This window comes from Streptomyces cinnabarinus, assembly GCF_027270315.1.
GTDB classification, from domain to species: Bacteria; Actinomycetota; Actinomycetes; order Streptomycetales; family Streptomycetaceae; genus Streptomyces; species Streptomyces cinnabarinus.
The window spans coordinates 5,904,412-5,929,974 of record NZ_CP114413.1 but is presented as its reverse complement, the minus strand read 5'-3'; the positions used below and the strand labels follow the sequence as shown (position 1 = coordinate 5,929,974).

Genomic DNA, 25,563 nt, shown 5'->3' with positions numbered 1-25,563 from the left:
TCGGAACCTGGTCTTCTTGCTGTTAGGCTGTAGCCCATGAGCGACCTTCTGGAACGACTGCGCGGACGTGGATGGCGGATGACCGCGCAGCGGCGCGTCGTGGCCGAGGTCCTCGACGGCGAACACGTCCACCTGACGGCCGACGAGGTGCACGCCAGGGCCGTCGCCAAGCTGCCCGAGATCTCCCGGGCGACCGTCTACAACACGCTGGGCGAGCTGGTCACCCTCGGTGAGGTGCTGGAGGTCGCCACCGACAAGCGCGCCAAGCGGTACGACCCGAACGCGCACCGTCCGCACCACCACCTGGTCTGCGCCCAGTGCGGCGCGATCCGGGACGTCCACCCGACCGGCAACCCGCTCGCCGACCTCCCCTCCTCGGAGCGGTTCGGCTTCACGGTCTCCGACGTCGAGGTGACCTACCGCGGCCTCTGCCCGAGCTGCGCGGCGGCCGCGTAACCAGACGCCCGCGAGGAGCCCCGGCACCGATCCCGATCGGTGCCGGGGCTTTCTGCTGTCTGCGTCCCTGCGGCATGCCCCGTAAACGAACCGAGGGCCGGAACCCTTTCGGATTCCGGCCCTCGGCCTTCAGTAGCGGGGACAGGATTTGAACCTGCGACCTCTGGGTTATGAGCCCAGCGAGCTACCGAGCTGCTCCACCCCGCGTCGGTGAATGCAACGTTACGTCAAGGACGCGGACGGAGGCAAATCGCTTCACGCGGAGCCGGCGCCGGCGCACGCCTGCCCGGCCCTGCGCTACGCCGACAGCTCCTCCCGCAGAGCGTCCCGCAGCCGTGCCGCCCGCTCGGAGACCTCGTCCGGGCCGAGCGCCACCGCCCGGTCGGCCCACCCCTGCCCCTCGGCCAGCTCGCCGCGACGCGCGTAGACGAGGGCCAGCCGCAACGCCGCCCGCCCGTGACCGGCGTCGGCGGCCCGGGTCCACCACACCGCCGCCTCCGGCTCACTGCCCTCCCGGGCCAGCAGCAGCCCCAGATTGAACGCGCCGTTGCGGGACCCGGCCTCCGCGGCCTCCCGGTACCAACGGGCCGCCTCCACGACGTCCCCGCGCGCCGCGGCCAGCATCCCGACCCGCACCTGCGCCCGCCGGTGCCCCTGCCCGGCGGCCCGCTCGTACCACTCCTCGCACTCGCTCTTCTCGTGCACGATCTCCCCGAGCTCATGCGCGGGCTCGGGCGGGCGCCGGGCGTCGAGCACGGTCGCCAGCCGGTACGCGGCCTCCGCGCTGCCGCCACCCGCCGCACACCGCAGATGCCGCTCGGCCCCGGACTCGTCGCCGTCCCTGAGCCGGGCGATCCCGACCTGGAGCGCGGCCTCGGTGTGCCCGGCGGCCGCCGCCCGCTCGTACCACCGCAGCGCGACCCCGTCCTCCCCGCGCCCGGCGAAGAGGATCCCGAGGTTGAAGGCGGCGTCCACGCTCCCCGCCTCCGCGGCCTTGGAGAACCACGGCTCCGAACCCGCGGTGTCCCCGCCCTGGAGCAGCAGGATCGCCAGCGCGTTCGCCGCCTCCCGGTGCCCGGCGTACGCCGCCCGCCGGTACCACTGCTCGGCCTGCGCGGTCCGCTGCTGCTCGGCACAGAGCAGCCCGAGGTTGTACGCGCCGTTCACATCACCGGCGTCCATCGCGGCCCGGTACCACCGCTCGGCGGTCTGGGTCTGCCCCCGCTCGGCATGCAGCGCGCCGAGCGCGTTCGCGGCGTTCCCGTCCCCCTCCTGGGCGGCCCGCAGCCACCACACGGCGGCGCTCTCCTCGTCCCCGGCGTCCCGGAGCAGGAACCCCAGCGCGCAGGCGGCCCGTGCCTCGCCGTCCTTGGCGGAGGTCAGGTACCAGCGCCCGGCCTCCTTCAGCTCACCGCGCCGCTCCAGGATCGCCCCGAGATGCAGCGCGGCCCGCCGGTGCCCGCGCGCCGCGGCCTGCCGGTACCACTGCTCGGCCTCGGCCGCACCGGACGCCTCGGACGCCTCGGCGTCGGAGTCGGAGTCGACACCGTTGTCACCGTCGGCTTCCCCCGCGCCCCGCCGGTCCAGCGCTCTGGCCAGCCGGTACGCGGCCTCCCGGTGCCCCCGCTCGGCGGCGGCCCGCATCCATCGCCCGGCCCCGGCGTCACCGCGGTGCTCCAGCAGATCGGCGAGCGCGTAGGCGCCCAGCGCGTGTCCCTGCTCGGCGGACTGCCGCAGCCAGTACTCGGCGGCCGGCTCGTCGCCGCGCTCGCGGTGATGACGGCCCAACGCGTGCGCGGCGGCGGCCGATCCGGCGACCGCGGCGATCCGCCACCAGCCCGCGGCCTCGTCGGCGTACCCGCGCTGATGAAGGAGGACTCCCAGGTTGTTGGCGGCGGCCCGGTCGCCCGCGGCGGTGGCGGCACGCAACTGGGGCTCGGCTCCGTCGAGATCACCGCGGCGCAGCAGCAGGGCGCCGAGGACGCTCATCGCCTCGACGTCGCCGGCCTCGGCGGCGAGCCGCAGGCGCAGCTCCTCGGCAGCCTCACCGGCTTCGTCCCGGTCGGAAGACTGCACAAAACGCCCTGTCTCCAACAGAGTTGCCTTGTCCCCCATAACGTCCATCGTCGCACCACCTGCAACCTGGGTACACCTGGTATACCGCAGCCAGTGAGGTCACTTCAGCGTTTTGTCGACATGCCCACAGAGAGACAAGTCAAACACAGTTCCGCCAACTCCCCACAGCGGCACGGCGGTACCGCCACGCGGCACATGCGTTCGCACATCACGAAGGCCCGGATCCAAAGAGGATCCGGGCCTTCGATCGCAGTAGCGGGGACAGGATTTGAACCTGCGACCTCTGGGTTATGAGCCCAGCGAGCTACCGAGCTGCTCCACCCCGCGCCGTTGTGCGACAACAGTATCACGGCGCGGGGTGGGCTTGATCAGCTGCTGTCCGGGCTGGGACTCGGGCTGGGACTCGCCCCGCCGCCGTCCCCGCCGCCGGTCTCGCCGGACTGCGCGTCCTCGGCTCGCCGCAGCGCCTCCTCCAGGTCCTCCTGGGCCTTGCCGTACGCCTCCCAGTCGCCGTCCTTCAGCGCCTGCTGACCGTCCTCGAAGGCCTTCTGGGCGTCGTTCAACGCCTCCTGGACCGTGGGGTTCTCGGTCGTCGGCGGTGGCGTGGGCTCGTTGGGTTCGTCACCGTCGTCCTCCGGTGGCTCGGGCGTCGTGCCCTCCGCGCCGAAGATCTTGTTGAGCGCCTGGTCGAGGGTGTCCTCGAAGGCCGTACTGCCTCCGTAGGTCACCAACACCTTGCGCAGCAGCGGGTACTTCAGCCCGCCACCGCGGACGTAGACGGGTTCGACGTAGAGCAGTCCGCCGTCCAGTGGCACCGCGAGCAGGTTGCCGTACTCGACGTTCGAGTCGCCTCTGCTGAGGAGGCTGATCGTCTCGGCGATGTCCTGTTCGGAGTTGAACTGGCTCTGGACCTGTTTGGGTCCGTTGACGGTGGTGTTGGTCGGCAGTTTCAGGATTCTGATCTTGCCGTAGTCGGTGGTACCGGCTTCCGCGTCGACCGCCATGAACGCGCTGAGGTTGTCACGGCCGTTCGGTGTGAACGTCGTCGTCAGCGAGAACGCCTGCTGCTTCTGGTCCGGCATCTTCATGGACAGGTAGTACGGCGGCACCGCGTCGCCCGCCTTGTTGGTCGGGTCGTCCGGGACCTGCCACACCTCGCTGCCGCTGAGGAACGTGGTGGCGTCGTCCACGTGGTAGCGGCTGAGCAGCTCGCGCTGGACCTTGAACAGGTCCTGCGGGTACCGCAGATGGGCCATCAGCGACTCGGAGATGTCGCTCTTGGGCTCCACGGTGTTCGGGAACGCCTTCATCCAGGTCTTCAGGACCGGGTCCTGGGTGTCCCACTGGTAGAGCTTGACCTGGCCGCTGTACGCGTCGACGGTCGCCTTCACCGAGTTGCGGATGTAGTTGACCTGGTTCTGCTGGGCCACCACCGCGCGGGAGTCGTTGGTCGCCGTCAGCGAGTCGGCCGTGGTGTCACCGAGCGTCGTACGGGACGCGTACGGGTAGCCGTTGGTGGTCGTGTAGGCGTCGACGATCCACTGGATCTTGCCGTCCACGACCGCCGGGTAGGCGTCGCCGTCGATGGTCAGCCAGGGCGCGACCGCCTCGACGCGCTCCTTGGGCGTGCGGTTGTACAGGATCCGCGAACCCTCGCCGATCGCCCCGGAGTACAGGATCTGCGGCTCGCTGAACGCCACCGCGTAGGCGGCGCGGTTCACCGGGTTGGAGAGGTTGACCCCGCTGTTGCCCTCGTAGCTGTAGGTCTTCTCACCGGTGTCGTCGGAGTAGTCGATCTCCTTCTGGGGACCGCCGACGATCGAGTACTCCGTGGTCTTCTCGCCGTAGTAGACCCGCTGCTGGTACTTGCCGAGGTCGCCCTTGGACGGCAGGTCGGACTCGGTGAAGACCGGGCGGCCCTGGGAATCGGCGCTGGTCCCCTCGGCGGCGACCGCGCCGTAGCCGTGGGTGTAGCGGAAGTGGTCGTTGATCCAGTTGTTCTTCGGGATGCCGTTGAGGTTCAGCTCACGCAGACCGATGACGGTGTCCTGGTCCTTGCCGTCCTTGCTGTACCGGTCGACGTCCAGGTTGGTCGGGAACCCGTAGTAGTTCCTGATCTGCTGGAGCTGCTGGAAGGTCGGCGAGACCACGTTCGGGTCCATGATGCGGATGCTCGCCGTGCTGTCGACCTCGTCCCGCAGCTTGGTCTTGTCGGCCGTGCTGCTCTGCCCCGAGTACTCGGTGACCTGGGCGTCGTCGATGCCGTACGCCTCACGCGTCGCCTTGAGGTTCTTCTCGACGTAGGGCGCTTCCTTGGCCTGCTCGTTCGGCTGGACCTGGAACTTCTGGACGATCGCCGGGTACAGACCGCCGATGAGGATCGCCGAGAGCACCATCAGACCGAAGCCGATGACGGGCAGCTGCCAGGTGCGCCGCCACAGGGTGGCGAAGAACAGCAGGGCGCAGATGACCGCGATGCAGAACAGGATCGTCTTGGCCGGCAGATAGGCGTTGGCGTCGACGTACCTGAGGCCCGTCCAGTTGTCGGTGGCCTTGAAATCGCTGGACTTCACGGCCAGGCCGTACCGGTCGAGCCAGTAGGCGACCGCCTTCAGCGCCACAAAGATCCCGAGCAGGACCGACAGGTGCCCGGTGGCGGCCGCGGTGGCGCGCGCTCCGGGGCTGGTGATGCGCAGCCCGCCGTAGAGGTAGTGGGTGAGCGCGGCGGCGATCACGGAGAGGATCGCGGCCGCGAAGCCGAAGCCCAGCAGGAAGCGGTACCAGGGCAGGTCGAAGGCGTAGAAGGAGACGTCCAGGTGGAACTGGGGGTCCTTCTGGTTGAAGGACACGCCGTTGACCCACATCAGCCAGGTCCGCCACTGCCCCGACGCGGAGGCACCGGCGATCAGCCCGACCAGCGCGGTGATCGCGAGCAGCAGCCACTTCTTGTACGGCGCGATGCCCATGCGGTAGCGGTCGAGGCTCTGCTGCTCCATCGACATGGCGCTCAGCGGCGGCCGCAGCCGGTGCGCCAGCCAGATGTTGAAGCCGACCGAGAGGGCCATCAGCAGGCCGAAGACGAAGAACAGGCCGATCTTCGTCCACAGGGTCGTGGTGAAGACGGACGAGTAGTTCACCGAGCGGTACCAGAGCCAGTCCGTCCAGAAGCCCGCGAACATGGTGAACGCCATGCCGAGTACGGCAAGGACGCCCAGCGTCATGAGCAGGGTCCGGACACGCCGGGACGGGCGGCCCACTCTGATCCGTGGCCCCGTCGGGCCTCCGCCGCGGTCCGGCATCTGGAAAGCCAAGGTGTGCACCTCGAAGTTCGCTGTCGATCCGTCAGGCCCTGGTCGTTTCGGGCCCTCCGAAGGGCCTCGTGATCGTAGGCCCACACCTATGCAACTTACTCACGCTTTACTCGGTTCCCGATTCCGGGCGGGAACGAGGCAGGATTGTGACCATGTCCAACACTCCCATGGCGGCGAGCCCGCTCACCCGGGCCGTACTCGAGATCGACGAGTACGCCTCCGGCCTCGGCTGGGACCAGCCCGCCCGCCTTTTCGCCCTCGTCGACACCGCACGGCTGCGGGCCCAGGAACCCGGCCTCGCCGCCCAGCTCGGACTGGAGGACGAACAGGAGACCTCCGGCCTGACCCCCATCGAGCAGGACGAGATTCCAACGGGCAAGCCGCTCGACGAGTTCCTCGGCACCATCGCCTGGCCCGACGCGGTGACCGGCTGCGCGCTGACCGTGGAGCGTCTGATGCTGCCGCCGTCCGCGGAGGCCCAGGTCCCGGAGGGTCTGGACGAGGCCGCGCTGACGAAGTGGGTGGCGCGGCACCCGGAGCGCCAGGAGGTCCGGATGACCGTCGCGGTGCTGCGGGACGGCACCCGTGACTCGGCCGTACGGCTGCGGGAGAAGGACACCCCGACGGAGGTCCTCACGGGCAAGGACCTGGTGCCGGGCCTGTCGGAGGCGCTGGCGGCGACGTTCGAGGACTGAGGTCCTGGGCTGCTAGGCGGCCTTGCACTTCGGCAGGTCGGCCGTGTCGCCGGAGCGGATGTCCTTGAGGGCGCCGAGCGCGTCGTCGATGGTGCCGACCTTGACGAGGGTGAGCCCCTCGGGGACGTCCTTGGCGGCGGACGCGCAGTTGTCGGCCGGGGTGAGGAAGTACTGGGCGCCCTTGTCGCGGGCGCCGACCGTCTTCATCTCGACACCGCCGATGGGGCCGACCTTGCCGTCGTCGTCGATGGTGCCGGTGCCCGCGACGAAGGCACCGCCGGTCAGGCTGCCCGGGGTGAGCTTGTCGTAGATGCCGAGCGCGAACATCAGGCCCGCGCTCGGCCCGCCCACATCGGCGAGCTTGATGTCGATGGTGAACGGGAAGGTGTGGTCGGTCCCGGCGGAGATCCCGACGATGGCCCGCTTCTCCCCGGCGTCGTCGGAGGTCGCGGTGGTGATCGTGACCTTCTGGGTCTTCGTCGCCGGCCGCTGCTCCTTCTCGGCGGCGGCCTGCTCCTTGGCCGGCACGATCGTGAACTCGACGTCCTCGCCGGGCTTGTGCTCGGTCACCAGTTCGGCGACGTCCGCGGGCTCCTTGACGGCCTTGCCGTCGACCGCCTTGATCACATCGCCGGCGTGCAGCCTGCCCTCGGCCGGGGAGTCCTTGACGACCGTGGAGACGATCACCCAGGACTGCACGGGGATGTCCAGCGCCTCCAGGGCGGCGACCTTCGCGCTCTCCTGGGACTGGCTGAACTCCTCGGCGTTCTCCTGGGTCGACTGCTCCTCGGTCTTGCCGTCCGGGTAGAGCGTCTCGTGCGGCACGACCTTGTTGTCGTGCGCGAGCCAGCCGTAGACGGCCTCGACGAGGTTCATCTTGTAGTCGGCGCTGGTCACCCGGACCGTGGTCATGTTCAGGTTGCCGCTGGTGGCGTACGTCTTGCGCCCCGAGATCTGCAGCACCGGCTCGCCGTCGTGGTCCCCGAGGGTGTTCACCGTCGGCCCCGGGGACATCTCCGAGTACGGCACGGGGATGAACACTCCCGCGCACAGAAGCGCGATCAGCATCAGGGTGGAGGCGAGCATCGTCGCGGTGCGGCGTGGCATGCCACGACAGTACGGGACGCCCCTGTCAGCGTCCCGTCAGGGCCGTGTCTTCTCCATGGCGGCCCGGAAGCGGGCATATCCGTCCAGCTCGGGCCCGTCGCTTCGGACCTTGCGGGTCCGGTTGGCCCAACTGCCCCACAGACCGGCGCCGACCGCCGCGACAAGCGGAATCAGCAACCAGGCGAGCGCCGCCATGCCGTCCTCCCAACCCCGATGAGCGACCGCGACTGACTGATCAGCAGATTAACCATCAGCACTGACAACGCTCACGCCAGGGGTGCGGTTACGCAACCGGAGGGGGGTGGGGGTACCCGGTCCGGCTCAGCAGGCGCCGACCCACTCCTCGGTGCCGTCGGAGAACTTCTGGTGCTTCCAGATCGGCACCTCGTGCTTGAGATCGTCGATCAGCTTGCGGCAGGCCTCGAAGGCTTCCCCGCGATGGGGGCAGGACACGGCGACGACAACGGCGAGATCCCCGACGCCGAGATCCCCGACCCGGTGCACGGCGGCGAGCGCCCTGACCGGAAACTCCGCGACGACCTTCTCGGCGATCCGCCGCATCTCGGCCTCGGCACTGGGATGGCAGGAGTACCCGAGCTCGTCGACGTCGGCACCCCCGTCGTGGTTCCGCACGGTCCCCACGAACAGGGCGGTCCCCCCGGCGGCCTCGTCCCCGACGGCCCGGAAGACCTCGTCCAGGGAGAGCGCGGTCTCCCGAATGGAGATCAACTTGATCGGATCCTGCGCGGCCTGCTCACCGGGATGGTCGTTCATGGGTGCCATACCCCCATCGTGCCCCACCCGAAGGAACCCGGGGAACACCGAAATCACCCGGCACACACGCGTACGGCTTTGGAGGCTTCTACAGGGGCCCTCGGCCCGAACCCGCCCCGATCAGATCCGCCGCCGCGCCTTCCGGGCCCGCCGCACCACGGCCGCCGCACCCAGCAACGCCACCGTCGCCCCCGCGGCCCCCGCAGCCGTCGCGTCCTTCCGCCCCAGCCGCCGCCCGGCGACCGTGTGCCGCCCGGCCACCTCCTCCAGCAGCTCGGCCAGCACCTCCTCGTTCGTCCACTGCGGCCGCCACCCCGCGTCATGCAGCCGGCTCCCGCTCACCACCCAGGGGTACATCGTGTACGCGAGATCCCCGGCCGGCGAAGGCGTCAGCCCGATCCGGTGCAACCGAGCCGCCGCCCCCAGCGCGACCGCGGACGGCAGCTCCATCCGCCGGATCCCGCTGAGCTCCTCGACCTCCTCCTGCTCCAGCCACCCGTCACACCCGACGGCCAGCTCACCTTCGACCTTCTCCAGGACGGCGTACTCCAGAGCGCTGCACAGATCCTCGACATGACAGAACTGCCAGGCCGGCCGCGACCCCGCCACGACAAGCAGCCGGGGTGACTCGAAGTACCTGGTCAGCGCGGTGTCCGTGCCTCCCACGAGCACCGCCGGCCGCACCACGGTCACATTCAGCCCAGGATGCGCCCGCGGGGCGCGCCGCGCGAGGCGCTCGATCTCCAGCAGGTCCCCCACCCCGGTCGCCTCAGCCGTGGCCCGCAGCTCCGCGTCCTCCGACAGCGGCAGCTCGTTGTCGGGCAGCGCGCCGTAGACCATCGAGGACGTGCACAGCACGACCCGGTGCACGCCCGCGGCCGCCGCGGCCGTCAGTACGGTCTGCGTCCCCCGGACGTTGTAGGCCGTCCGGGCGGCGCCGTCGGTCTCCAGATCGAGGTCGAGCGCGAGATGCACCACCGCGTCGGCGCCCCGCAGCTTCTCCGCGATGGCGGGATCGCGGACGTCCAGGATGTGCCACTGCGCGTCCGCGCACTCGCCCCGCCGCTCGTCGATGGCGATGACCTGCTTGATCTGCTCCGACGCGGCGAGCCGCTCGGTGAGCAGGGCGCCTACGCCGGACGCGGCACCGGTGACCGCCACGACGGGCCCGCGCGCGGCGGGACTGGTTGACTGGTTTCGCGCTGCGCGAACCTGCGGATCAGGGGAACTCACCGGGCGTCTCCAGCGGTTGTCTTCAGTACGGACGCGAGTGACGCGTACGTACCAGGTGGCATCCATCCTGCCGCAGGCCGAGAGTCGGCGAAGCACCGAGGCCCCAACCGCCCGTGGTGTCTACGCTGGGTGGTGTTATCGGGCAGTCGCGCCGTCGGAGAAAGACCGGCGGCCTTACCAGCCGAGGAATCCCGTGAGTGACACCCCATTCGGATTCGGCCTTCCGCCGGAGGAGCCGGACGACGGCGACGAGGGCAAGAAGAAGGACCAGCAGAGCGGTGGTGGTCAGGGACCGGCCAACCCGTTCGGATTCGGCGGGCTGCCCGGTGCCGGTGGCTTTGGCGGCCCCGGCGCGGACAACCCGTTCGCTGCCATGTTCGGTTCGTTGAACCCCACCGACCTGGGCGCCGCATTCCAGCAGCTCGGCCAGATGCTCTCGTACGAGGGCGGCCCGGTGAACTGGGACATGGCCAAGCAGATCGCCCGCCAGACAGTCTCCCAGGGCACCTCGGACGGCACCAAGGACGCGAGCGTCGGCCCCGCCGAGCGCACCGCCGTCGAGGAGGCCGTCCGCCTGGCGGACCTGTGGCTCGACGACGCGACGTCGCTGCCGTCCGGCGCCGGTTCCGCGGTGGCCTGGTCCCGCGCGGAGTGGGTCGAGGCGACCCTGCCGGCCTGGAAGGAGCTCGTGGACCCGGTCGCCGAGCGCGTCGGCACCGCCATGGGTGACGTCCTGCCGGAGGAGATGCAGGCCATGGCCGGCCCGCTGATCGGCATGATGCGCTCCATGGGCGGCGCCATGTTCGGCACGCAGATCGGGCAGGCCGTCGGCGTGCTCGCGGGCGAGGTCGTCGGCTCCACCGACATCGGTCTGCCGCTCGGCCCGGTCGGCAAGGCCGCGCTGCTGCCGGTGAACATCGAGGCGTTCGGCAAGGACCTCGGCGTGCCGAAGGAGGAGGTGCGGCTGTATCTCGCCCTGCGCGAGGCCGCCCACCAGCGCCTCTTCGCGCACGTCCCGTGGCTGCGCTCGCACCTGTTCGGCGCGGTCGACGGGTACGCGCGCGGGATCAAGGTCGACACCGCCAAGCTGGAGGACGTGGTCGGCCAGTTCGACCCGCAGAACCCCGAGCAGCTTCAGGACGCCCTTCAGCAGGGCATGTTCCAGCCGGAGGACACGCCCGAGCAGAAGACCGCCCTGGCCCGTCTGGAGACGGCTCTGGCGCTGGTCGAGGGCTGGGTCGACGCGGTGGTGCACGCGGCCGCGAAGCCGCGGCTGTCGTCCGCGGACGCGCTGCGCGAGACCCTGCGCCGCCGTCGCGCCTCGGGCGGCCCGGCCGAGCAGACGTTCGCCACGCTGATCGGTCTGGAGCTGCGCCCGCGCCGGCTGCGGGACGCCTCGCGCCTGTGGGCCTCGCTCACGGACGCGCGCGGTGTCGACGGCCGTGACGCGCTGTGGGCCCACCCGGACATGCTGCCGACGGCGACCGACCTGGACGACCCGGACGGCTTCGTCCACCGCGAGCAGCTGGACTTCTCCGAGCTGGACAAGATGCTCGGCGAGGCGGCCGGCGGCTCCGCGGGGAAGCCGGACCTGACCAAGGACACCGAGAAGGACGACGACAGCGAGTGAGTCTGCACGACGACGCGGTCCTGGTGCTCAAGGGGTACGAGGACGAGGCCGAGCTGCGCCAGGTCTATCTCGACCATCTCGCGGCGCGTCCGGACGGCATGTGGAAGGCCTGCGAGACGGGGCACCTCACGGCGAGCGCCCTGGTGATCGACCCCTCGCGCGGGCAGGTGCTGCTGACCCTGCACAGGAAGCTGCGGATGTGGCTCCAGATGGGCGGCCACTGCGAGCCGGTGGACGAGACGCTGGCGGCGGCCGCCCTGCGCGAGGGCACCGAGGAGTCCGGCATCGAGGACCTGACCCTGCTGCCCGGCGGCCCGGTCCGGCTGGACCGCCACCTCACGCCGTGCGCCTGGCACCTGGACGTCCAGTACGCCGCCGTCGCCCCGCCCGGCGCCCTGGAGGCCATCAGCGAGGAGTCCCTGGACCTGCGCTGGTTCTCCTACGACGAGGTGGCGGACGTGGCCGACGAATCCGTCGTACGCCTGCTGGCGGCGACCCGCGCGCGGCTGTGAACGGGTAAGGGGCGACCGCCATGGACGGTCGCCCCTTACCTGTGTGCTTACGTCAGCTCCAGACGTTGCCCTGGTTCTGGGCGCGGACGCCCTGCTGGCCCATGCCGTACTGCGCGGCGAGGCCCGAGCCGATCTGGGCGCTCTGCGGCGGCAGCAGCTCGCTGGGCTGCACCAGCGCGTAGCCGCTGCCCATGAAGCTGAGCTCCCAGCCCTCACCGGTGTTGCCGCGGCGCCGCCACACCCCGGAGGAGTGCGTCTGGGCCTGCATCTGCACCCGCAGACCGGTGGACCAGGCGACGATCGCGTCGGCGTCGCAGTTGACGTACTTGTCCGGTGTGACCTGCATCATCAGCGGCATGCCGGAGGTCATCAGGGCGACCTTGCCGCGGCCGGTGATGTTCAGCTGGTACTTCCCGGACCCGGAGATGCCGTAGAGGCTGTCCACGGCGATGACCTCGTGGTGCAGCGAGGAGTCCATCGCCAGCACATAGCTGCTGTCGACGGTCAGCCCCTCCTGGTCCACGTCCATCAGGTGGATGTGCTGCTTGAGGTTGGCGAGGTAGACCGTGCCCTGCCCGTGGCAGCGCATCAGGTCCAGGCCCTCGCCGGTGTGGGCACGCGCGCGTCCCTGGCCGTTGCTCTGGTACTCGGCATCGAACTCGACGAGGCCCTGGTAGGCGACCATCGTGCCCTTGCGGGCGAGGATGTCGTCGTGGCCCTCCAGGGTGAGCCGGAGCATCTGCTTGTTCTGCAGGCTCCAGCGGTCCTGGGTCTGCTGGTCGTTGTAGGCGAAAAGCGGACTCTGCATGGCGTTCTGGCTCCCCCTCAGCCCCGGACCCGGAGGCGGTCGGTGCTGTCCTCGCTGGGCTGGACGACGACGATGCCCTGGCCGGAGAAGGCCATCTGGTAGGCCTCGCCGCTGCCCCGGCCGATGAGCGACTGCGCCTTGAAGCTGCGCTTGCCCTTCACCTTGAGGTTCGGGGACCAGGCGACGAGCGCGTCGGGGTCGACGTACGTCTCGTTCTCACCACCGCCGCAGTCGACGACGATCGGCTTGCCCCGGGAGGTCAGCGCGACCCAGCCCTGCCCGGAGATCTTGGTGTTCCACAGGCCCTGTCCGGCGAACTTCGCCAGGCCCTTCACCCGCTCGACGCCCCACGTGAGGTGCGCGTCGAAGGCGAGCAGGTTGGTGGCGTTGACGGAGATCCCGTCGCCGTTGAGGTTGATCACGACGACGTTCGCGCCGTAGTCGGCGAGGTAGAGCAGTCCGTCCCCGGAGCACTTCATCAGGGGCGCGCCCTCGCCGGTCATCCAGTCCTTGGCGATCTGGCGCACGGCGGGCGGGTTGGGCTCGTACTGCACGAACCCTTCGTAGGCGACCATCGACCCCACGCGCGCGAGGAGGTCGTTCCCGGTCTGGAGGGCCACCTTCAGCATGTGGTTGCCGTGGTTCTCCATCCGGGCCGTGACGGGTGCGGGAGCGTAGCCCGCGAGCGGCTGGTTCATGACGGGCTCCCTCAGATCTCGTACGGCTGGACGACGATGAAATTGCCGGGAGCGGCCCGGAACTGGAGGTTGACGCTCTCCCCGGTGTCGCCCGGGTAGGCGTTGCGGCGCATCCGCACCTGGCTGGAGACGACCACCTGGGCGGCGGACGACCAGGCGATCACGGCGTTGGCGTCGGCGAACGTCGTGGGCGTGACCGGGAGGACCACGGGCGTGCCGTGCGTCTTCACGACGATCGTGCCGGTGCCGGTGAACTGCATCGTGAACAGCGCGCCACCGGGGATGCCGTGTCCCTCGATGCGACGGACCTCGTACTGGAGGCCTTCGTCGAAGGCGAGGACGTTCTCGGCGGAGACGCAGATGCCGTCGCCCTGGAGCTCGATGGGGTGCACCATCGTGTTGTTCTCGGCGAGGAACACCTGGCCCTGGCCGGTGCAGCGCATCAGCTGCATCTCCTGGCCGGTGGCGTTGCCGACGACCCGGCCGGCGAAGCCGGCGCCCTTGTAGCTGAAATCGACCTTGCCCTGGTAGAGCACCATGCTGCCCTGGCGGGCCAGCACCGGCTGGCCGCCGATGCCGAGGTCGACGCGGACCATCTTCTTGTTCTGCTGCGTCCAGCGCTGCCCGGTGGGCGTCTCGCGGAACTGCTCCAGCGCGGCGGCCACACCCGGGCCCTGGGCAGCGCCCTGCGGCGCGCCGTACGGGGCGGCGGGCTGCCCCGGGACCTGGCCGTACGCCGGCTGCTGGCCGTAACCGGGGGGCGGGGTCGGCTGCCCGTAGCCCGGAGGCGGGGTGGGGGCGTGCGGTGCCTGCGGCTGGCCGTAGCCCGGGGGCAGCGGCGCGCCGGGGGCCGCCGGGGGCTGGCCGTACGGCTGCTGCGGCTGGGGCGGCTGCCCGTAGGGCGCGGGCGCGGGGGCCGGCGGGGGAACCTGGGTTCCGGCCGGCGGCGTCATGGGCGCGATGATGGTCGGCTGCGCGTGCACCGACGGCGCGGGTGCCGGGGGCGGCGCGAAGCCCTGGGGGGCGGGCGCCGGAGCCGGGGCGGGCGCGGGGGCGGCCGGAGCGGGCGCCGGGGCGCCGAACGCGGGCGGCGCGGCGGCCTGGGGCGGGGGCGCGAAACCGGGTGCAGCGCCGGTCTGCGGCTGCTGCGGAGCCGCGGCGGGCGCCTCCTCCTCCATGACCTCGCCGCCGAAGTTCTTCAGCAGCGCGTCGAGTCCGCCGTCGAAGCCCTGTCCGACCGCGGCGAACCGCCAGACGTCCTTCAGGTAGAAGTCGCCCAGCATGACGGCACGCTCGGTGGTGAACTCCGAGCCGTTGAACGCGTACCGCGCGACTTCCTCGCCGCCGGCCACGATACGGATGTATCCGGGGCCGACCTGCGACATCTGCCCGGCGCCGTCGATCGTCGCGGTGAACGACAGCTTCTGGATCTGCTGCGGGATCCGGTCCAGCGTGACCCGGAAGGACTCCGTGTCACCGGCCTGGGTGCCCAGGAGCTGGATGGACTCCTCGGGGGACTTCGGCTGGTTGAAGAAGACGAAGTAACGGTCGTCCGAGAGCCGTTCGTCGGCGTCGAGACCGAAGCAGCTGATGTCGAAGGTCAGTCCGGGGCCGGCGATCTGCACACCTACGTACAGATCCGTACCCGCGGTGAGGTCACTGATCTTGGCCTTGTGGCCGCGTTGGAATTCCCTGGCCATGCGTAACGACCGTCCCCCATCCCGAATTGAGTGCGTCGCGCCAGGCTAACGGCAAACTCGGACACCGGACGATGTCGGTACAGAGCCGGTACAGAACCGGCGCCCCGCGGTACCTGATGGTCGGGGAGCGGTCACTCTCCGCGTGCGCCGGGCAGGTGCGGCAACCGGTCGGCGGCCACCACTCCTTCGAGGTAGCCCCGGGCCCGCTCGGTGCGCGGATACGCCTCCAGCAGCCGCCAGAAGCCCGGTCCGTGGCCGGGCACGAGCAGATGCGCCAGCTCGTGCAGCAGCACGTAGTCGACGACGTACTCCGGCATGCCCTGGAGCCGGTGGGACAGGCGGATGCTGCTCTCGGAGGGGGTGCAGGAGCCCCAGCGGGTGTTCTGGTTGGTGACCCAGCGGACCGAGCTGGGCCGGGCGCGGCCGTCGAAGTACTGGGCCGAGAGGCGTTCCGCGCGCTCCGCCAGCTCGGTGTCGCCGAGCACCCGCTTGCTCTCCTGGGCGGCCAGCTTGTCCAGCATGACGCTCACCCAGCGTTGCTCCTCCGCCTCGGACATCCGGGCGGGGATGAGCACGACGGTGCGGTCGCCCTCGCGGTACGCGGAGACCGTCCTGCGGCGACGGGAGCTTCTGCGCACCTCGATCGCGCTCGCCCCCGAACCGTTCGGAGGCGGGCTCGTCGTACTGCGGTGTGGCATTCCGGCGCGGTGCAGTGGGTCGACGGACACGCCCCGACGTTACCCGCTGCACATGGGGGAAGTCCCGACTCCGGTACGGTTCGGCGCCCAGACCCCACCATGCGTTTGATTTGTACGACGAATTGCCGGACCTGTGGACAACTGTCGGCGGCGGACCGGGCGTCCGGGCATGCTGGATCTCGCCGGGGCAGCCGCGACCGGCTCCCGCGAGGGAGTGATCGGCGGTTCCGGCATACAGGGACGAACCATGACTTACGGGGGTTCTGTCATGCATCCGCAGCATCCGATGGTTCCGATGGTGAAACCCGCGCTCCGGCGCGGCTGGCGCGACCTCAACACCGTGCAGTTCGGGATGACTCCCGCGCAGGCGATGACGCTCGGCCCGATGGACACGGCGACGGGCAGCTTCCTGGATCTGCTCAACGGCACCCGGGGACTGGAGCTGCTGCGCGCGGAGGGACGCCGGATGGGGCTGCCGGACGGCCATGTCGACGGGCTGGTGACCCGGCTGAGCCGGGCGGGACTGCTCGACGACGCCCGCGGGGGCGGCCCGCGCGGTGCCGAACTGCGCGGCAGAAAGGAAGTCCTGGACCGGCTCCGCCCGGACCTCGCCGCGCTCTCCCTGACCGCGTCCGAACCGGGCGAGGCCATGGACCGGCTGGCCGCCCGGCGCTCCCTGCGCGTGCAGGTGCGCGGCGCGGGCCGGGTGGGCGCAGTGCTGGCCTCACTGCTGGCGGGGGCGGGCGTCGGCGAGGTCGAGGTGCGGGACGGCGGCCGGGTCGAACCGTGGGACGTGGCCCCGGGCGGACTGCCCGCCGAGGCGGTCGGCGAGCGCCGGGACGAGGCCGCCCGCCGGGCCGTACGCAGGGCGGCCCCGGCCCGTCCGCCGCGCCGTGGCCCCCAGGCACCGCCCGAGGACGCCGACCCCGGTCACTCCCTGGTGATCCTCGCCCCACGGGACGATGTCTCGGTGCATGCTCCCGTCCCCTCGGCCGTCGACGACCTCATCGCCTCCGGCACTCCGCACCTCTATGCCGGGGTCGTCGAGGGAACCGGTGTCGTGGGCCCGCTCGTCCTGCCGGGCGAGACGAGTTGCGCCGGCTGTCTCCAGGAGGGCCGTGCCGACCGGGACCCGGTCTACCCCCGGCTGCTCGCCCAGTGGCGTTCGGGCGGAGGGAAGACGCGTGCCGTACCGGCCTGCGATCTGGCGCTGGCGACGACGGTCGCGGGACTGGCGGCGGCACACGCGCTGGCGTTCCTCGGTGGCCGGACACCGTCCAGCGTCGGCGCCCGCTGGGAGGTCTCGCTGCCCGGTCTGACCTGGCACGCGCGCCCGGTGTGGGCGCATCCCGCATGCCCGTGCGGGGCCGCGCAGAAGGGCGCGGAGAAGGGTGCGGAGAAAGGTAAGGAAGGACACACCTCCAAGGACGGGGCGGCGCACGAGACAATGGCTGAGCAACGGCCGTCGAGAACGTCACACCGTCAGGTGGACGCTCGGCCCGTTGGGACCAGGAGGGCGCATGTCTGATCTTCCCCGGAAGGCGGTCACCCGGACCGCCAAGCTCGCCGCGCTCCCGCTCGGCTTCGCCGGACGGGCGACCTGGGGACTGGGCAAGCGAATCGTGGGCGAGTCAGCGGAACTCGTCGGCAGAGAGCTGCAGCAGCGCACCGCCGAGCAGATGTTCAAGGTGCTCGGTGAGCTCAAGGGCGGCGCGATGAAGTTCGGGCAGGCCCTGTCCGTCTTCGAGTCCGCGCTGCCCGAGGAGGTGGCCGGCCCCTACCGGGCCGCGCTGACCAAGCTCCAGGAGGCGGCGCCGCCGATGCCGACCCGCACGGTGCACGCGGTGCTCGCCGAGCGGCTCGGCGAGGACTGGCGCGAGCTGTTCGTGGAGTTCGACGACAAGCCCGCCGCCGCGGCCTCGATCGGCCAGGTCCACCGGGCGGTGTGGCAGGACGGCCGCGCGGTCGCGGTGAAGGTCCAGTACCCGGGCGCCGGTGAGGCCCTGCTCTCCGACCTCACCCAACTGAGCCGCTTCGCCCGGCTGCTGGGCCCGCTGGTCCCCGGCATGGACATCAAGCCGCTGATCACCGAGCTCAAGGACCGGGTCTCGGAGGAGCTGGACTACGCCCTCGAAGCCCAGGCCCAGCAGGTGCACGCGGAGGAGTTCGCGGACGACCCGGACGTCGTGGTGCCCGGTGTGGTCCATCAGTGCGACCAGGTCCTGGTCACCGAGTGGATCGACGGCATCCCGCTGTCGGAGATCATCAACGACGGGACCGAGGAGCAGCGCGACCGCGCCGGCCAGCTGCTGGCCCGCTTCCTCTTCTCCGGCCCGGCCCGCACCGGACTGCTCCACGCCGATCCGCACCCGGGCAACTTCCGTCTGCTGCCCGGCGGCCCGCACGACGAGGAGGAGTGGAAGCTGGGCGTCCTGGACTTCGGCACGGTCGACCGGCTCCCGGGCGGACTGCCCACTCCGATCGGCGAGTCACTGCGCATGACCCTCGACGGCGACGCGGAGTCGGTCTACGAACTGCTGTGCCGGGAGGGCTTCGTCAAGGAGTCCATAGAGCTGGACCCGGACGCCGTGCTGGACTACCTGCTGCCGATCATCGAACCGGCCCAGCTCGACGAGTTCACCTTCACCCGGGGCTGGATGCGCAGCCAGGCGGCCCGCGTCGCCGACCCTCGTTCCCCCGCCTACCAGCTCGGCAAGCAGCTCAATCTGCCGCCCGCCTATCTGCTGATACACCGGGTGACGCTGAGCACCATCGGTGTCCTGTGCCAGCTGGGGGCGACGGTCCGGCTGCGCGAGGAGCTGGAGGAGTGGCTGCCCGGCTTCGTGCTGGAGGAGGAGACCGAGGAGGAGTCGGTCGCGGAGGCGTGAGCCCGACTGGGGTGGACTCCCGGCCTACCACCAGGCCGAGTCCAGCCGTCCCTCGATCGCTCTGAGGTTCTTCCGGGAGCAGGCGTCGCAGAAGTAGCGGCGCTCGCCGTTCTCCACGGAACAGGTCCAGGTGGGCTCCGGGCCCTCCGAGGTGGCGCCGCAGCCGGCGCACACCAGGGGCTGCCGTTCCGGGACGGAGCCGGCGTTGTCACTGCCTCCGGGAAGACTCGTCACCCCGTGACGATAACTCCGCCGTCGTGGCCCTCGCGCGCGCAACGCACGGCGGGGGCCGGTCCGTTCGAACGGACCGGCCCCCGCGGTGGGAGCTGATTTCCTCCCGGATCGGGAGGCCGGTGCCACTGGCCGGGTCGATTACTGCATGACCGCCATGGCGATCGCGCGGCGGGCGCGCAGCGAGGCGCGCTCGGCGCGGCGCTGCATACGCCGCGCGGTCACCAGGCGCAGCGCCCGGCGTTCCCGCTCGGCCTCATGCAGGCGCTCGTGCATATGCGCACGGGCCAGGGCTTCTGGGATGAGTTGCATTTCGCGGGTCCTGTTCTGGCGCGAGTCGATCACGCCGGTGGTGGTGAAGTCTTCAGGCGTCGTGCCTGCGAGCTCGTGGGTGGACGGCTTCATCGGGGCCTGCTTCTTGGGGTCGTGCGTGACGGGGCGGTCGATCGTTCCTGCGGTGTTCATGCCGTGACCGGGTTCTTGCGCGGGCGACCACGCGGCCGCTTCCGGGCGACGACGACACCCTGGACGAACAGCTCGCCACCCCAGACGCCCCAGGGCTCACGCCGCTCCTTGGCGCCGGCGAGGCAGGCCTCCATCAGCGGGCAGGTGCGGCAGAGGGACTTGGCGTACTCGACGTCCGCGGGCGACTCGGCGAAGAAGACCTCCGGGTCGTAGGAGCGGCAGGGAACGGGTACGCCGAGGTTCTCGATGGCGTCGTCGAGCGCGGTGAGCGCCGTGAGCGGGGTCAAGGTGGAGTCCTCCGTGAGGCCGGGCGGGGGGATCGTTTCGGAAGGCGGTACGGACGGGGCGTGCGCTTCGAGTTGCACGGTTCGTCTTCCTCGTCTGGTCGTTCCGGTCGGGTTGGACCGGGTGGCGGCTGGTACCGGGTTCTTTTCTTGTCCCGAGGCCCCTTCGCTCCGTCGTCCCCGTTCGGGGAAAACAGAAGGGCCGCGGATCCCGGATGGGGTTCCGCGGCCCTGAAGGCGCCGGCCTGAATGAATCAGGCTGGATCACTCCAGGGTTCTGGCCCACGGAAGGCCCACATCTGGTGGTGCTGCGTCGTCTGCTTCCGGAATCCGGCACCGGTCGCCGTAAAGGCATAGGCCTTGGCCTGTGCCACTACTGCCGCTTCCAGTGCCTTGGTCGGTCGCTCATCGCGCTCACTGACGGGAAGACCCGCCAGAGACACGGAGGACGCCGGACGGGCGGCACGGATGCCGGACAGACCGGTGCCCTGGTTCGAGGCGCCGAGCATGCACAGGGAGGCGATGACCGAGGGATCGGTCATTTTCACGGTGCTGACAATCGAGCTGGTGTTGATGCTGATCACTGGACTCGCCTCCTCTCGGCGTCTAGGGGGACTGGGGTGAACCAGTCCGACGGGTATGCAAGTACAACACGGAATCGGGGCCTCAGGAAGGCCCGCGTTTCCGTGCTTAAGAACCTATGGGGATCGCTGGGGCATGCGCAAACTATTTTTTCGACGAGTTCGTATCAGTCCCCGTCTTCCTCTCCCCCGGGCTGCCGACCTGCGCAGATGGCCAGGACATCGGCTCCGTAGCGGTTGAGCTTGCGTACGCCGACGCCGGGGATCCGCGCGAGATCGCCCTCCTCGTCGGGGCTCGACTCGGCGATCGCCATCAATGTCTTGTCGGTGAAGACGCAGAAGGCGGGCTGCCCGCTGCGCTGCGCCTGTTCCGCACGCCACTCCCGGAGCCGCTCGTACAGTCCCTCGTCCATGTCGGAGGGACAGTCGTCGCAGCGCATCAGCTTCATCTCGCCGGCGTCGGTGAGGGTGCGGCCGCAGACCCGGCAGCGGGCGACGGTGCGCTGGGTGCGGCGCGGGGCGGCGGCGCCCGGTCTGCTGGTCCAGCCGCGCTCGACACCTCCGGAGCGGCCCGCGACGGTGCGCCCGGCGGTGGCGGCGGAGCCGGGGCGCAGCCCGTCGAGGAAGCGGCTCGGGCGGCGGTTGGCGCGGCCGCCGGGTGAGCGGGAGAGGGACCAGGAGACATGGAGGTGCTCCCGGGCGCGGGTGACGCCGACATAGAGGAGTCGGCGTTCCTCCTCGACCTGCTCGTCGGTCTTTGCGTAGGTGATCGGCATCATGCCCTCGGCGACCCCGACGAGGAAGACGACGTCCCACTCCAGGCCCTTGGCCGAGTGCAGGGAGGCGAGAGTGACGCCCTGGACGGTCGGGGCGTGCTGGGCGTTGGCCCGCTCGTCGAGTTCGGTGACGAGGTCACCGAGAGTGGCGCCGGGTCGGGCGGCGGCGAAGTCATGGGCGAGGTTGACCAGGGCGGCCAGTGACTCCCAGCGCTCTCTGACCGCGCCGGAGCCAGCGGGGGGCTCGGACGTCCAGCCCTCGCCGGAGAGCACGGCGCGGACCTGGGAGGGCAGGTCGACGGCGTCGTCGAGGAGGGAGTCGTTGCCGCCGAAGCGGGCCGCTCCGCGCAGGGCGATCCCGGCCTTGCGCACTTCGGGGCGGTCGAAGAAGCGCTCCGCTCCGCGCAGCTGGTAGGGGATCCCGGCGTCGGCGAGGGCCTGCTCGTAGGTCTCGGACTGGGAGTTGGTGCGGAACAGGATGGCGATCTCGCCGGCCGGGATCCCGGAGTCGAGCAGCTCGCGGATGCGCCGGGCGGCGCCCTCGGCCTCGGCGGGCTCGTCGGTGTACTCGGTGTAGCCGGGCTCGGGGCCCGTCTCGCGCTGGGAGATCAGTTCCAGGCGGTGGTCGGCGGCGCGGCCGCGGGCCTGGGCGAGCAGGCCGTTGGCGAGGTGGACGACCTGAGGAGTGGAGCGGTAGTCGCGGACCAGCTTGACGACGGTGGCGCCGGGGTGGCGGGTGCGGAAGTCCAGCAGATGGTCGGGAGTTGCTCCCGTGAACGAGTAGATCGTCTGGCTGGCGTCGCCGACCACGCACAGGTTGTCGCGGTCGCCGAGCCACAGCTCCAGCAGGCGCTGCTGGAGGGGGCTGACGTCCTGGTACTCGTCGACCACGAAGTGCTGGTACTGGGAGCGGACCTGTTCGGCGATGTCATGGCGGTCCTGGAGGATCGCCACGGTCAGCAGCAGCACGTCCTCGAAGTCGATGACGCCGCGCTCCCGCTTGAGGTCCTCGTACGCGGAGTAGAGCTGGGCGATCTCGGCCGGGTCGCGGGGGGCCTCGCGGCCGGCCTTGGCGGCGGCGAGCGTGTAGTCGGCGGGGACGGTCTGAGTGACCTTGGCCCATTCGATCTCGCCGGTGGTGTCGCGCAGCTCACCCCGGTCCAGACGGATACGGCAGGCGGCGGCCGCGTCCGCGACGAGCTGGATCTTGCGGTCCACGAGCCGGGGCATGGAGCCACCGACGGCTTTCGGCCAGAAGTACTGGAGCTGGCGCAGGGCCGCCGAGTGGAAGGTCCGGGCCTGGACCCCGGCGGCACCGAGCTGGCGCAGCCGGCCCCGCATCTCTCCGGCGGCCCGGTTGGTGAAGGTGACGGCCAGCACGCTGGAGGGCTGGAGGATCCCGGCGCGTACTCCGTAGGCGATGCGGTGGGTGATCGCCCGGGTCTTGCCCGTACCGGCTCCGGCCAGCACGCACACCGGGCCGTGCAGGGCGGTGGCCACCTCGCGCTGCTCGGGGTCGAGCCCGTCGAGCACCGCGTCGGCCGAGTCCGGTACCTGCGGGAAGAGCGGGGAGTGCGTTGCTGCTGTCACACCGCCATGCTGCCAGGTCGCCGGAGACGGGTGAGCCGGTTGTCCACAGGCAGGGCCTCGCAGTCGTACTAATGCGGCAGGCGTCACGTCTGAGGGGATACCCCGGGCGGGAATGGCGGGCCGGGTCGCGTACGTTCCCTCATCGGACGACCCGGTCCCCGAGCCATCGAAGGAGCGCGCGAGACATGCAGGGCACTGTGACGATGTACAGCACCACCTGGTGCGGCTACTGCCAGCGGCTGAAGAAGCAGCTGGAGCGCGAGGGCATCGCGTACACCGAGATCAACATCGAGCAGGACCCGGATTCCGCGGCGTTCGTCGAGAAGGCCAATGGCGGAAACCAGACGGTCCCGACCGTGCTCTTCGCGGACGGCTCGACGCTGACCAACCCCTCGCTGGCTCAGGTCAAGCAGAAGATCACGGTCTGACCGGCAGGGTCCGACCGGCGCACTGTCCGGCGCGTTCGGAAGGCGGTTCCCCAGATGTGGGGAACCGCCTTCCGCCGTTTCAGGCGCGTGTGTCAGATGAAGTGCCGGGTCGGCAGCGGCTTGCCGTACCAGAGCTCGATCAGACGGGCCGCGATCGAGATGCCGTAGGGCGGGAGCACCTCGCCGGATTCGAAGGCGGCGCCCAGTTCGTCGCGGGAGAACCAGCGCGCCTCGTGGATCTCGTCGCCGTCGACGTCGACCTCGGTGGAGGTGGCGCGGGCCATGAAGCCCAGCATCAGGCTGGACGGGAAGGGCCACGGCTGGCTGGCGACGTACTCGACCCGGCCGACGGTGATGCCGGCCTCCTCGAAGACCTCTCGGCGAACCGTCTGCTCGATGGACTCGCCGGGCTCGACGAAGCCGGCGAGCGTGGAGAAGCGGCCCTCGGGCCAGTGGACCTGGCGGCCCAGCAGGATGCGGTCGTCCTCGTCGGTGACCGCCATGATCACGGCCGGGTCGGTGCGCGGGTAGTGCTCGCCGCCGCAGGCCTGGCAGCGGCGGATGTGACCGGCCGCCGCGATGACGGTGCGCTCGCCGCAGCGGGAGCAGAAGCGGTGGGTGCGCTGCCAGTTCTCCAGGCCGACCGCGTGCACCATCAGGCCGACGTCGCGCGGGGACAGCAGCAGGCCCGCCTCGCGCAGTCCGGCCGGGCGCGCGGACTGGTCGATGCGGCCGGGCAGGGCGTCCTTCTGGAGCGCAAAGTAGCTGACGCCGTCCTCGTCGATACCGAGGAAGTAGCGGTGCGCCTCGGTGAGCGGGGCCTCGAAGGAGGGGGTCATGACGAGTTCGGTGCGGCCGTCCGCCGCCTCGTCGATCAGGACCTGGCCGCCGGAGACCACGAAGCAGCGGGTCGTGGGGTGGCTCCATGCCGCCGCCAGCCAGGCCTCGTCGAGGCGGTGGTGGGCGGCGCGGTCGATGCCGCTCGGGGCGGTGAGCGAGATGGGGCGTTCGGCGGTGTGGTCGGTCCAGGTGGTCACGGGTGCTTCCAACTCCCCCGGTGGAACGGTTGGTTTCGGCGGGCGGTTCAGCGGGACGTAGGACGGGAGGGGACCGGGTCCGGCGCGGTGGGACGGTGCGGGGCGGCCCTACCAGTGTGCCCCGCGCGTGGTACCGCTCCGGACCGAACGGCGTGCTCAGGGCGCATGGCGCCAGTTCTCGGCGAGGTCGCCCCAGAGGTACGCGGTGGTCTCGACGCCCTTGAGCAGAAGGTCCAGCTCGACCTTCTCGTTCGGTGCGTGCCACCCGTCGGAGGGGACCGAGATGCCCAGGAAGAGCACGGGGGCGCCGAGGACCTCCTGGAGGACTGCGGCCGGCCCGGAACCGCCCTCACGGGTGTAGCCGACGGGCTTCTCGAAGGCGCGGCCCATGGCGCGGGCCACGGACTGCAGGGCGGGGTGGTCCAGCGGCGTCAGGCACGGGCGCGTGGCCGAGCCGAAGACGACCTCGCAGCGGATTCCGGCGGGCACCTGCTCGGCGGCCCAGGCGCGGACGACCTTCTCGATGTGCTCGGGTTCCTGGCCCGCGACCATACGGAAGGAGAGCTTCATCATGGCGTCGGCCGGGATGATCGTCTTACTGCCGGGGCCCTGGTAGCCGCCGCCGATGCCGTTGACCTCGGCGGTGGGGCGGGCCCAGATGCGCTCCAGGGTGGTGTGCCCGGCCTCGCCGTGGGTGGCGTAGGACTTGGCGGTGCGCAGCCAGCGCTGCTCGTCGAAGGGCAGCTCGGCGAAGAGCTGCCGCTCGCTGTCGGTGAGCTCGACGATGCCGTCGTAGAAGCCGGGGATCGCTACGCGCCCGTGGTCGTCGTGCAGGGCGGCGACCAGGCGGGCGGCCGCGGTGGCCGGGTTGGGCACGGCGCCACCGAAGGAGCCGGAGTGGATGTCCTGGTCGGGGCCGTGCAGCCGGATCTCGCACTCGGTGAGGCCACGCATGCCCGTGCACACGGTGGGGGTGTCCTCGGACCACATGCCGGTGTCGGAGACGATCACCGCGTCGGCGTCGAGCCGGTCCACGCGCTCCTCGACGAGGGCCTGGAAGTGCGGCGAACCGGACTCCTCCTCACCCTCGATGAGCAGCTTCAGGTTGACGGCCGGGGCGGTGCGGCCGGTCGCGGCGAGGTGGGCGCGGACGCCGAGTGTGTGGAAGAACACCTGGCCCTTGTCGTCGGCCGCCCCCCGCGCGTAGAGGCGGTGTCCGCGGACGACGGGGTCGAAGGGGTCGCTGTCCCAGCCGTCCTCGCGGGCGGCGGGCTGTACGTCGTGATGGCCGTAGACCAGGACCGTGGGTGCCTCGGGGTCGCCGGAGGGCCACTCGGCGAAGACGGCCGGGGCGCCCCGCGTCGGCCAGACCTCGACGGTCGGGAAGCCGGTCTCGGTGAGTTTGGCGGCGAGCCAGTCGGCGCTGCGCCGTACGTCGGGCGCGTGGTCGGGCTGGGCCGACACGGAGGGGATGCGCAGCCATGCGGCGAGGTCGTCGAGGAAGACAGCGCGGTGCCGCTCGATGTACGTACGGACGTCGCTGACGACGCTGTCAACGGGATGACTCATGGTCACGAGCCTATCG

General features: G+C 70.8%; 24 protein-coding genes and 2 tRNA genes. 7 read left to right on the top strand and 19 right to left on the bottom strand.

Annotation, left to right across the window (positions count from 1 at the left end; translation table 11 throughout):
* Positions 1-36 precede the first annotated feature (36 nt).
* Positions 37-456, top strand: a complete 420-nt coding sequence (locus STRCI_RS26945; RefSeq protein WP_269661549.1) for a Fur family transcriptional regulator — start codon at positions 37-39, stop codon at positions 454-456.
* A gap of 133 nt (positions 457-589) precedes the next feature.
* Here STRCI_RS26945 and STRCI_RS26940 read toward each other — a convergent pair.
* The 4 genes from STRCI_RS26940 to STRCI_RS26925 all read right to left on the bottom strand — a co-directional run bounded on the left by STRCI_RS26940 (position 590) and on the right by STRCI_RS26925 (position 5,831).
* A tRNA-Met gene (locus STRCI_RS26940) sits at positions 590-663 on the bottom strand.
* Between the two features lie 90 nt (positions 664-753).
* A complete protein-coding gene (locus tag STRCI_RS26935; protein ID WP_269661548.1) occupies positions 754-2,580 on the bottom strand; it encodes a tetratricopeptide repeat protein in 1,827 nt (608 codons plus the stop codon).
* Positions 2,581-2,785: 205 nt separating this feature from the next.
* Positions 2,786-2,859 (bottom strand) — tRNA-Met (locus STRCI_RS26930).
* 41 nt (positions 2,860-2,900) lie between these two features.
* Positions 2,901-5,831, bottom strand: coding sequence for a UPF0182 family membrane protein (locus STRCI_RS26925; RefSeq protein ID WP_269664655.1), 2,931 nt, complete (start codon positions 5,829-5,831; stop codon positions 2,901-2,903).
* Between the two features lie 164 nt (positions 5,832-5,995).
* Between STRCI_RS26925 and STRCI_RS26920 the strand changes: the two genes are divergently transcribed.
* Positions 5,996-6,538 carry a PPA1309 family protein gene (locus STRCI_RS26920; protein WP_269661547.1) on the top strand — a complete coding sequence of 181 codons (543 nt, stop codon included), beginning with the start codon at positions 5,996-5,998 and terminating at the stop codon, positions 6,536-6,538.
* A gap of 12 nt (positions 6,539-6,550) precedes the next feature.
* Here the strand turns inward: STRCI_RS26920 and STRCI_RS26915 are convergent, their stop codons facing one another.
* The 4 genes from STRCI_RS26915 to STRCI_RS26900 all read right to left on the bottom strand — a co-directional run bounded on the left by STRCI_RS26915 (position 6,551) and on the right by STRCI_RS26900 (position 9,652).
* Positions 6,551-7,645 (bottom strand): YlbL family protein, encoded by a 1,095-nt coding sequence (locus tag STRCI_RS26915; RefSeq protein ID WP_269661546.1) that lies wholly within the window; start codon positions 7,643-7,645, stop codon positions 6,551-6,553.
* A gap of 36 nt (positions 7,646-7,681) precedes the next feature.
* Positions 7,682-7,840, bottom strand: a complete 159-nt coding sequence (locus tag STRCI_RS26910) for a hypothetical protein (RefSeq protein ID WP_269661545.1) — start codon at positions 7,838-7,840, stop codon at positions 7,682-7,684.
* Positions 7,841-7,966: 126 nt separating this feature from the next.
* Positions 7,967-8,428, bottom strand: a complete 462-nt coding sequence (locus tag STRCI_RS26905) for a molybdenum cofactor biosynthesis protein MoaE (protein WP_269661544.1) — start codon at positions 8,426-8,428, stop codon at positions 7,967-7,969.
* Positions 8,429-8,539: 111 nt separating this feature from the next.
* Positions 8,540-9,652, bottom strand: a complete 1,113-nt coding sequence (locus tag STRCI_RS26900; protein ID WP_269661543.1) for an SDR family oxidoreductase — start codon at positions 9,650-9,652, stop codon at positions 8,540-8,542.
* Positions 9,653-9,845: 193 nt separating this feature from the next.
* Between STRCI_RS26900 and STRCI_RS26895 the strand changes: the two genes are divergently transcribed.
* A complete protein-coding gene (locus STRCI_RS26895) occupies positions 9,846-11,282 on the top strand; it encodes a zinc-dependent metalloprotease (RefSeq protein ID WP_269661542.1) in 1,437 nt (478 codons plus the stop codon).
* A complete protein-coding gene (locus STRCI_RS26890) occupies positions 11,279-11,794 on the top strand; it encodes an NUDIX hydrolase (RefSeq protein WP_269661541.1) in 516 nt (171 codons plus the stop codon). The genes STRCI_RS26895 and STRCI_RS26890 overlap by 4 nt, the downstream gene beginning before the upstream one ends.
* Positions 11,795-11,846: 52 nt before the next feature.
* On the opposite strand, the gene STRCI_RS26885 is transcribed toward STRCI_RS26890, so the two are convergent.
* The 4 genes from STRCI_RS26885 to STRCI_RS26870 all read right to left on the bottom strand — a co-directional run bounded on the left by STRCI_RS26885 (position 11,847) and on the right by STRCI_RS26870 (position 15,728).
* Positions 11,847-12,602, bottom strand: coding sequence for an AIM24 family protein (locus tag STRCI_RS26885; protein ID WP_269661540.1), 756 nt, complete (start codon positions 12,600-12,602; stop codon positions 11,847-11,849).
* Between the two features lie 17 nt (positions 12,603-12,619).
* Entirely contained in the window at positions 12,620-13,300 is a 681-nt protein-coding gene (locus tag STRCI_RS26880; protein WP_269661539.1) for an AIM24 family protein, read from the bottom strand.
* 11 nt (positions 13,301-13,311) lie between these two features.
* Positions 13,312-15,000, bottom strand: a complete 1,689-nt coding sequence (locus STRCI_RS26875) for a TerD family protein (protein ID WP_269661538.1) — start codon at positions 14,998-15,000, stop codon at positions 13,312-13,314.
* A gap of 131 nt (positions 15,001-15,131) precedes the next feature.
* Positions 15,132-15,728, bottom strand: coding sequence for a M48 metallopeptidase family protein (locus STRCI_RS26870; protein ID WP_269661537.1), 597 nt, complete (start codon positions 15,726-15,728; stop codon positions 15,132-15,134).
* A 256-nt stretch (positions 15,729-15,984) separates the two neighbouring features.
* Here STRCI_RS26870 and STRCI_RS26865 point away from each other — a divergent pair, with 256 nt between their 5' ends.
* Positions 15,985-17,226, top strand: a complete 1,242-nt coding sequence (locus STRCI_RS26865) for a TOMM precursor leader peptide-binding protein (protein WP_269664654.1) — start codon at positions 15,985-15,987, stop codon at positions 17,224-17,226.
* Positions 17,219-18,586 (top strand): ABC1 kinase family protein, encoded by a 1,368-nt coding sequence (locus tag STRCI_RS26860; protein WP_269661536.1) that lies wholly within the window; start codon positions 17,219-17,221, stop codon positions 18,584-18,586. Before STRCI_RS26865 ends, STRCI_RS26860 begins: the two co-directional genes overlap by 8 nt.
* A 24-nt stretch (positions 18,587-18,610) precedes the next feature.
* On the opposite strand, the gene STRCI_RS26855 is transcribed toward STRCI_RS26860, so the two are convergent.
* From STRCI_RS26855 to STRCI_RS26835, 5 genes are all read right to left on the bottom strand, one after another.
* Positions 18,611-18,820 carry a hypothetical protein gene (locus tag STRCI_RS26855; RefSeq protein WP_269661535.1) on the bottom strand — a complete coding sequence of 70 codons (210 nt, stop codon included), beginning with the start codon at positions 18,818-18,820 and terminating at the stop codon, positions 18,611-18,613.
* Positions 18,821-18,958: 138 nt separating this feature from the next.
* The gene (locus STRCI_RS26850) at positions 18,959-19,282 is read right to left on the bottom strand and encodes a hypothetical protein (protein WP_269661534.1); all 324 of its coding nucleotides are present in this window, start codon (positions 19,280-19,282) and stop codon (positions 18,959-18,961) included.
* Positions 19,279-19,647 carry a WhiB family transcriptional regulator gene (locus STRCI_RS26845; RefSeq protein WP_005480495.1) on the bottom strand — a complete coding sequence of 123 codons (369 nt, stop codon included), beginning with the start codon at positions 19,645-19,647 and terminating at the stop codon, positions 19,279-19,281. Before STRCI_RS26845 ends, STRCI_RS26850 begins: the two co-directional genes overlap by 4 nt.
* Before the next feature lie 173 nt (positions 19,648-19,820).
* Positions 19,821-20,150, bottom strand: a complete 330-nt coding sequence (locus STRCI_RS26840; protein WP_269661533.1) for a hypothetical protein — start codon at positions 20,148-20,150, stop codon at positions 19,821-19,823.
* A gap of 164 nt (positions 20,151-20,314) precedes the next feature.
* Positions 20,315-22,513, bottom strand: a complete 2,199-nt coding sequence (locus STRCI_RS26835; protein ID WP_269661532.1) for an ATP-dependent DNA helicase UvrD2 — start codon at positions 22,511-22,513, stop codon at positions 20,315-20,317.
* Positions 22,514-22,698: 185 nt separating this feature from the next.
* Between STRCI_RS26835 and STRCI_RS26830 the strand changes: the two genes are divergently transcribed.
* On the top strand, positions 22,699-22,941 hold the full coding sequence (locus STRCI_RS26830) for a mycoredoxin (RefSeq protein WP_269661531.1): 243 nt from the start codon (positions 22,699-22,701) through the stop codon (positions 22,939-22,941).
* Between the two features lie 92 nt (positions 22,942-23,033).
* Here STRCI_RS26830 and nudC read toward each other — a convergent pair whose 3' ends face one another.
* Together nudC and STRCI_RS26820 are read right to left on the bottom strand one after the other, a co-directional pair.
* Entirely contained in the window at positions 23,034-23,978 is a 945-nt protein-coding gene (gene nudC, locus STRCI_RS26825; RefSeq protein ID WP_269661530.1) for an NAD(+) diphosphatase, read from the bottom strand.
* A gap of 156 nt (positions 23,979-24,134) precedes the next feature.
* On the bottom strand, positions 24,135-25,547 hold the full coding sequence (locus tag STRCI_RS26820) for a dipeptidase (RefSeq protein WP_269661529.1): 1,413 nt from the start codon (positions 25,545-25,547) through the stop codon (positions 24,135-24,137).
* Positions 25,548-25,563 lie beyond the last annotated feature (16 nt).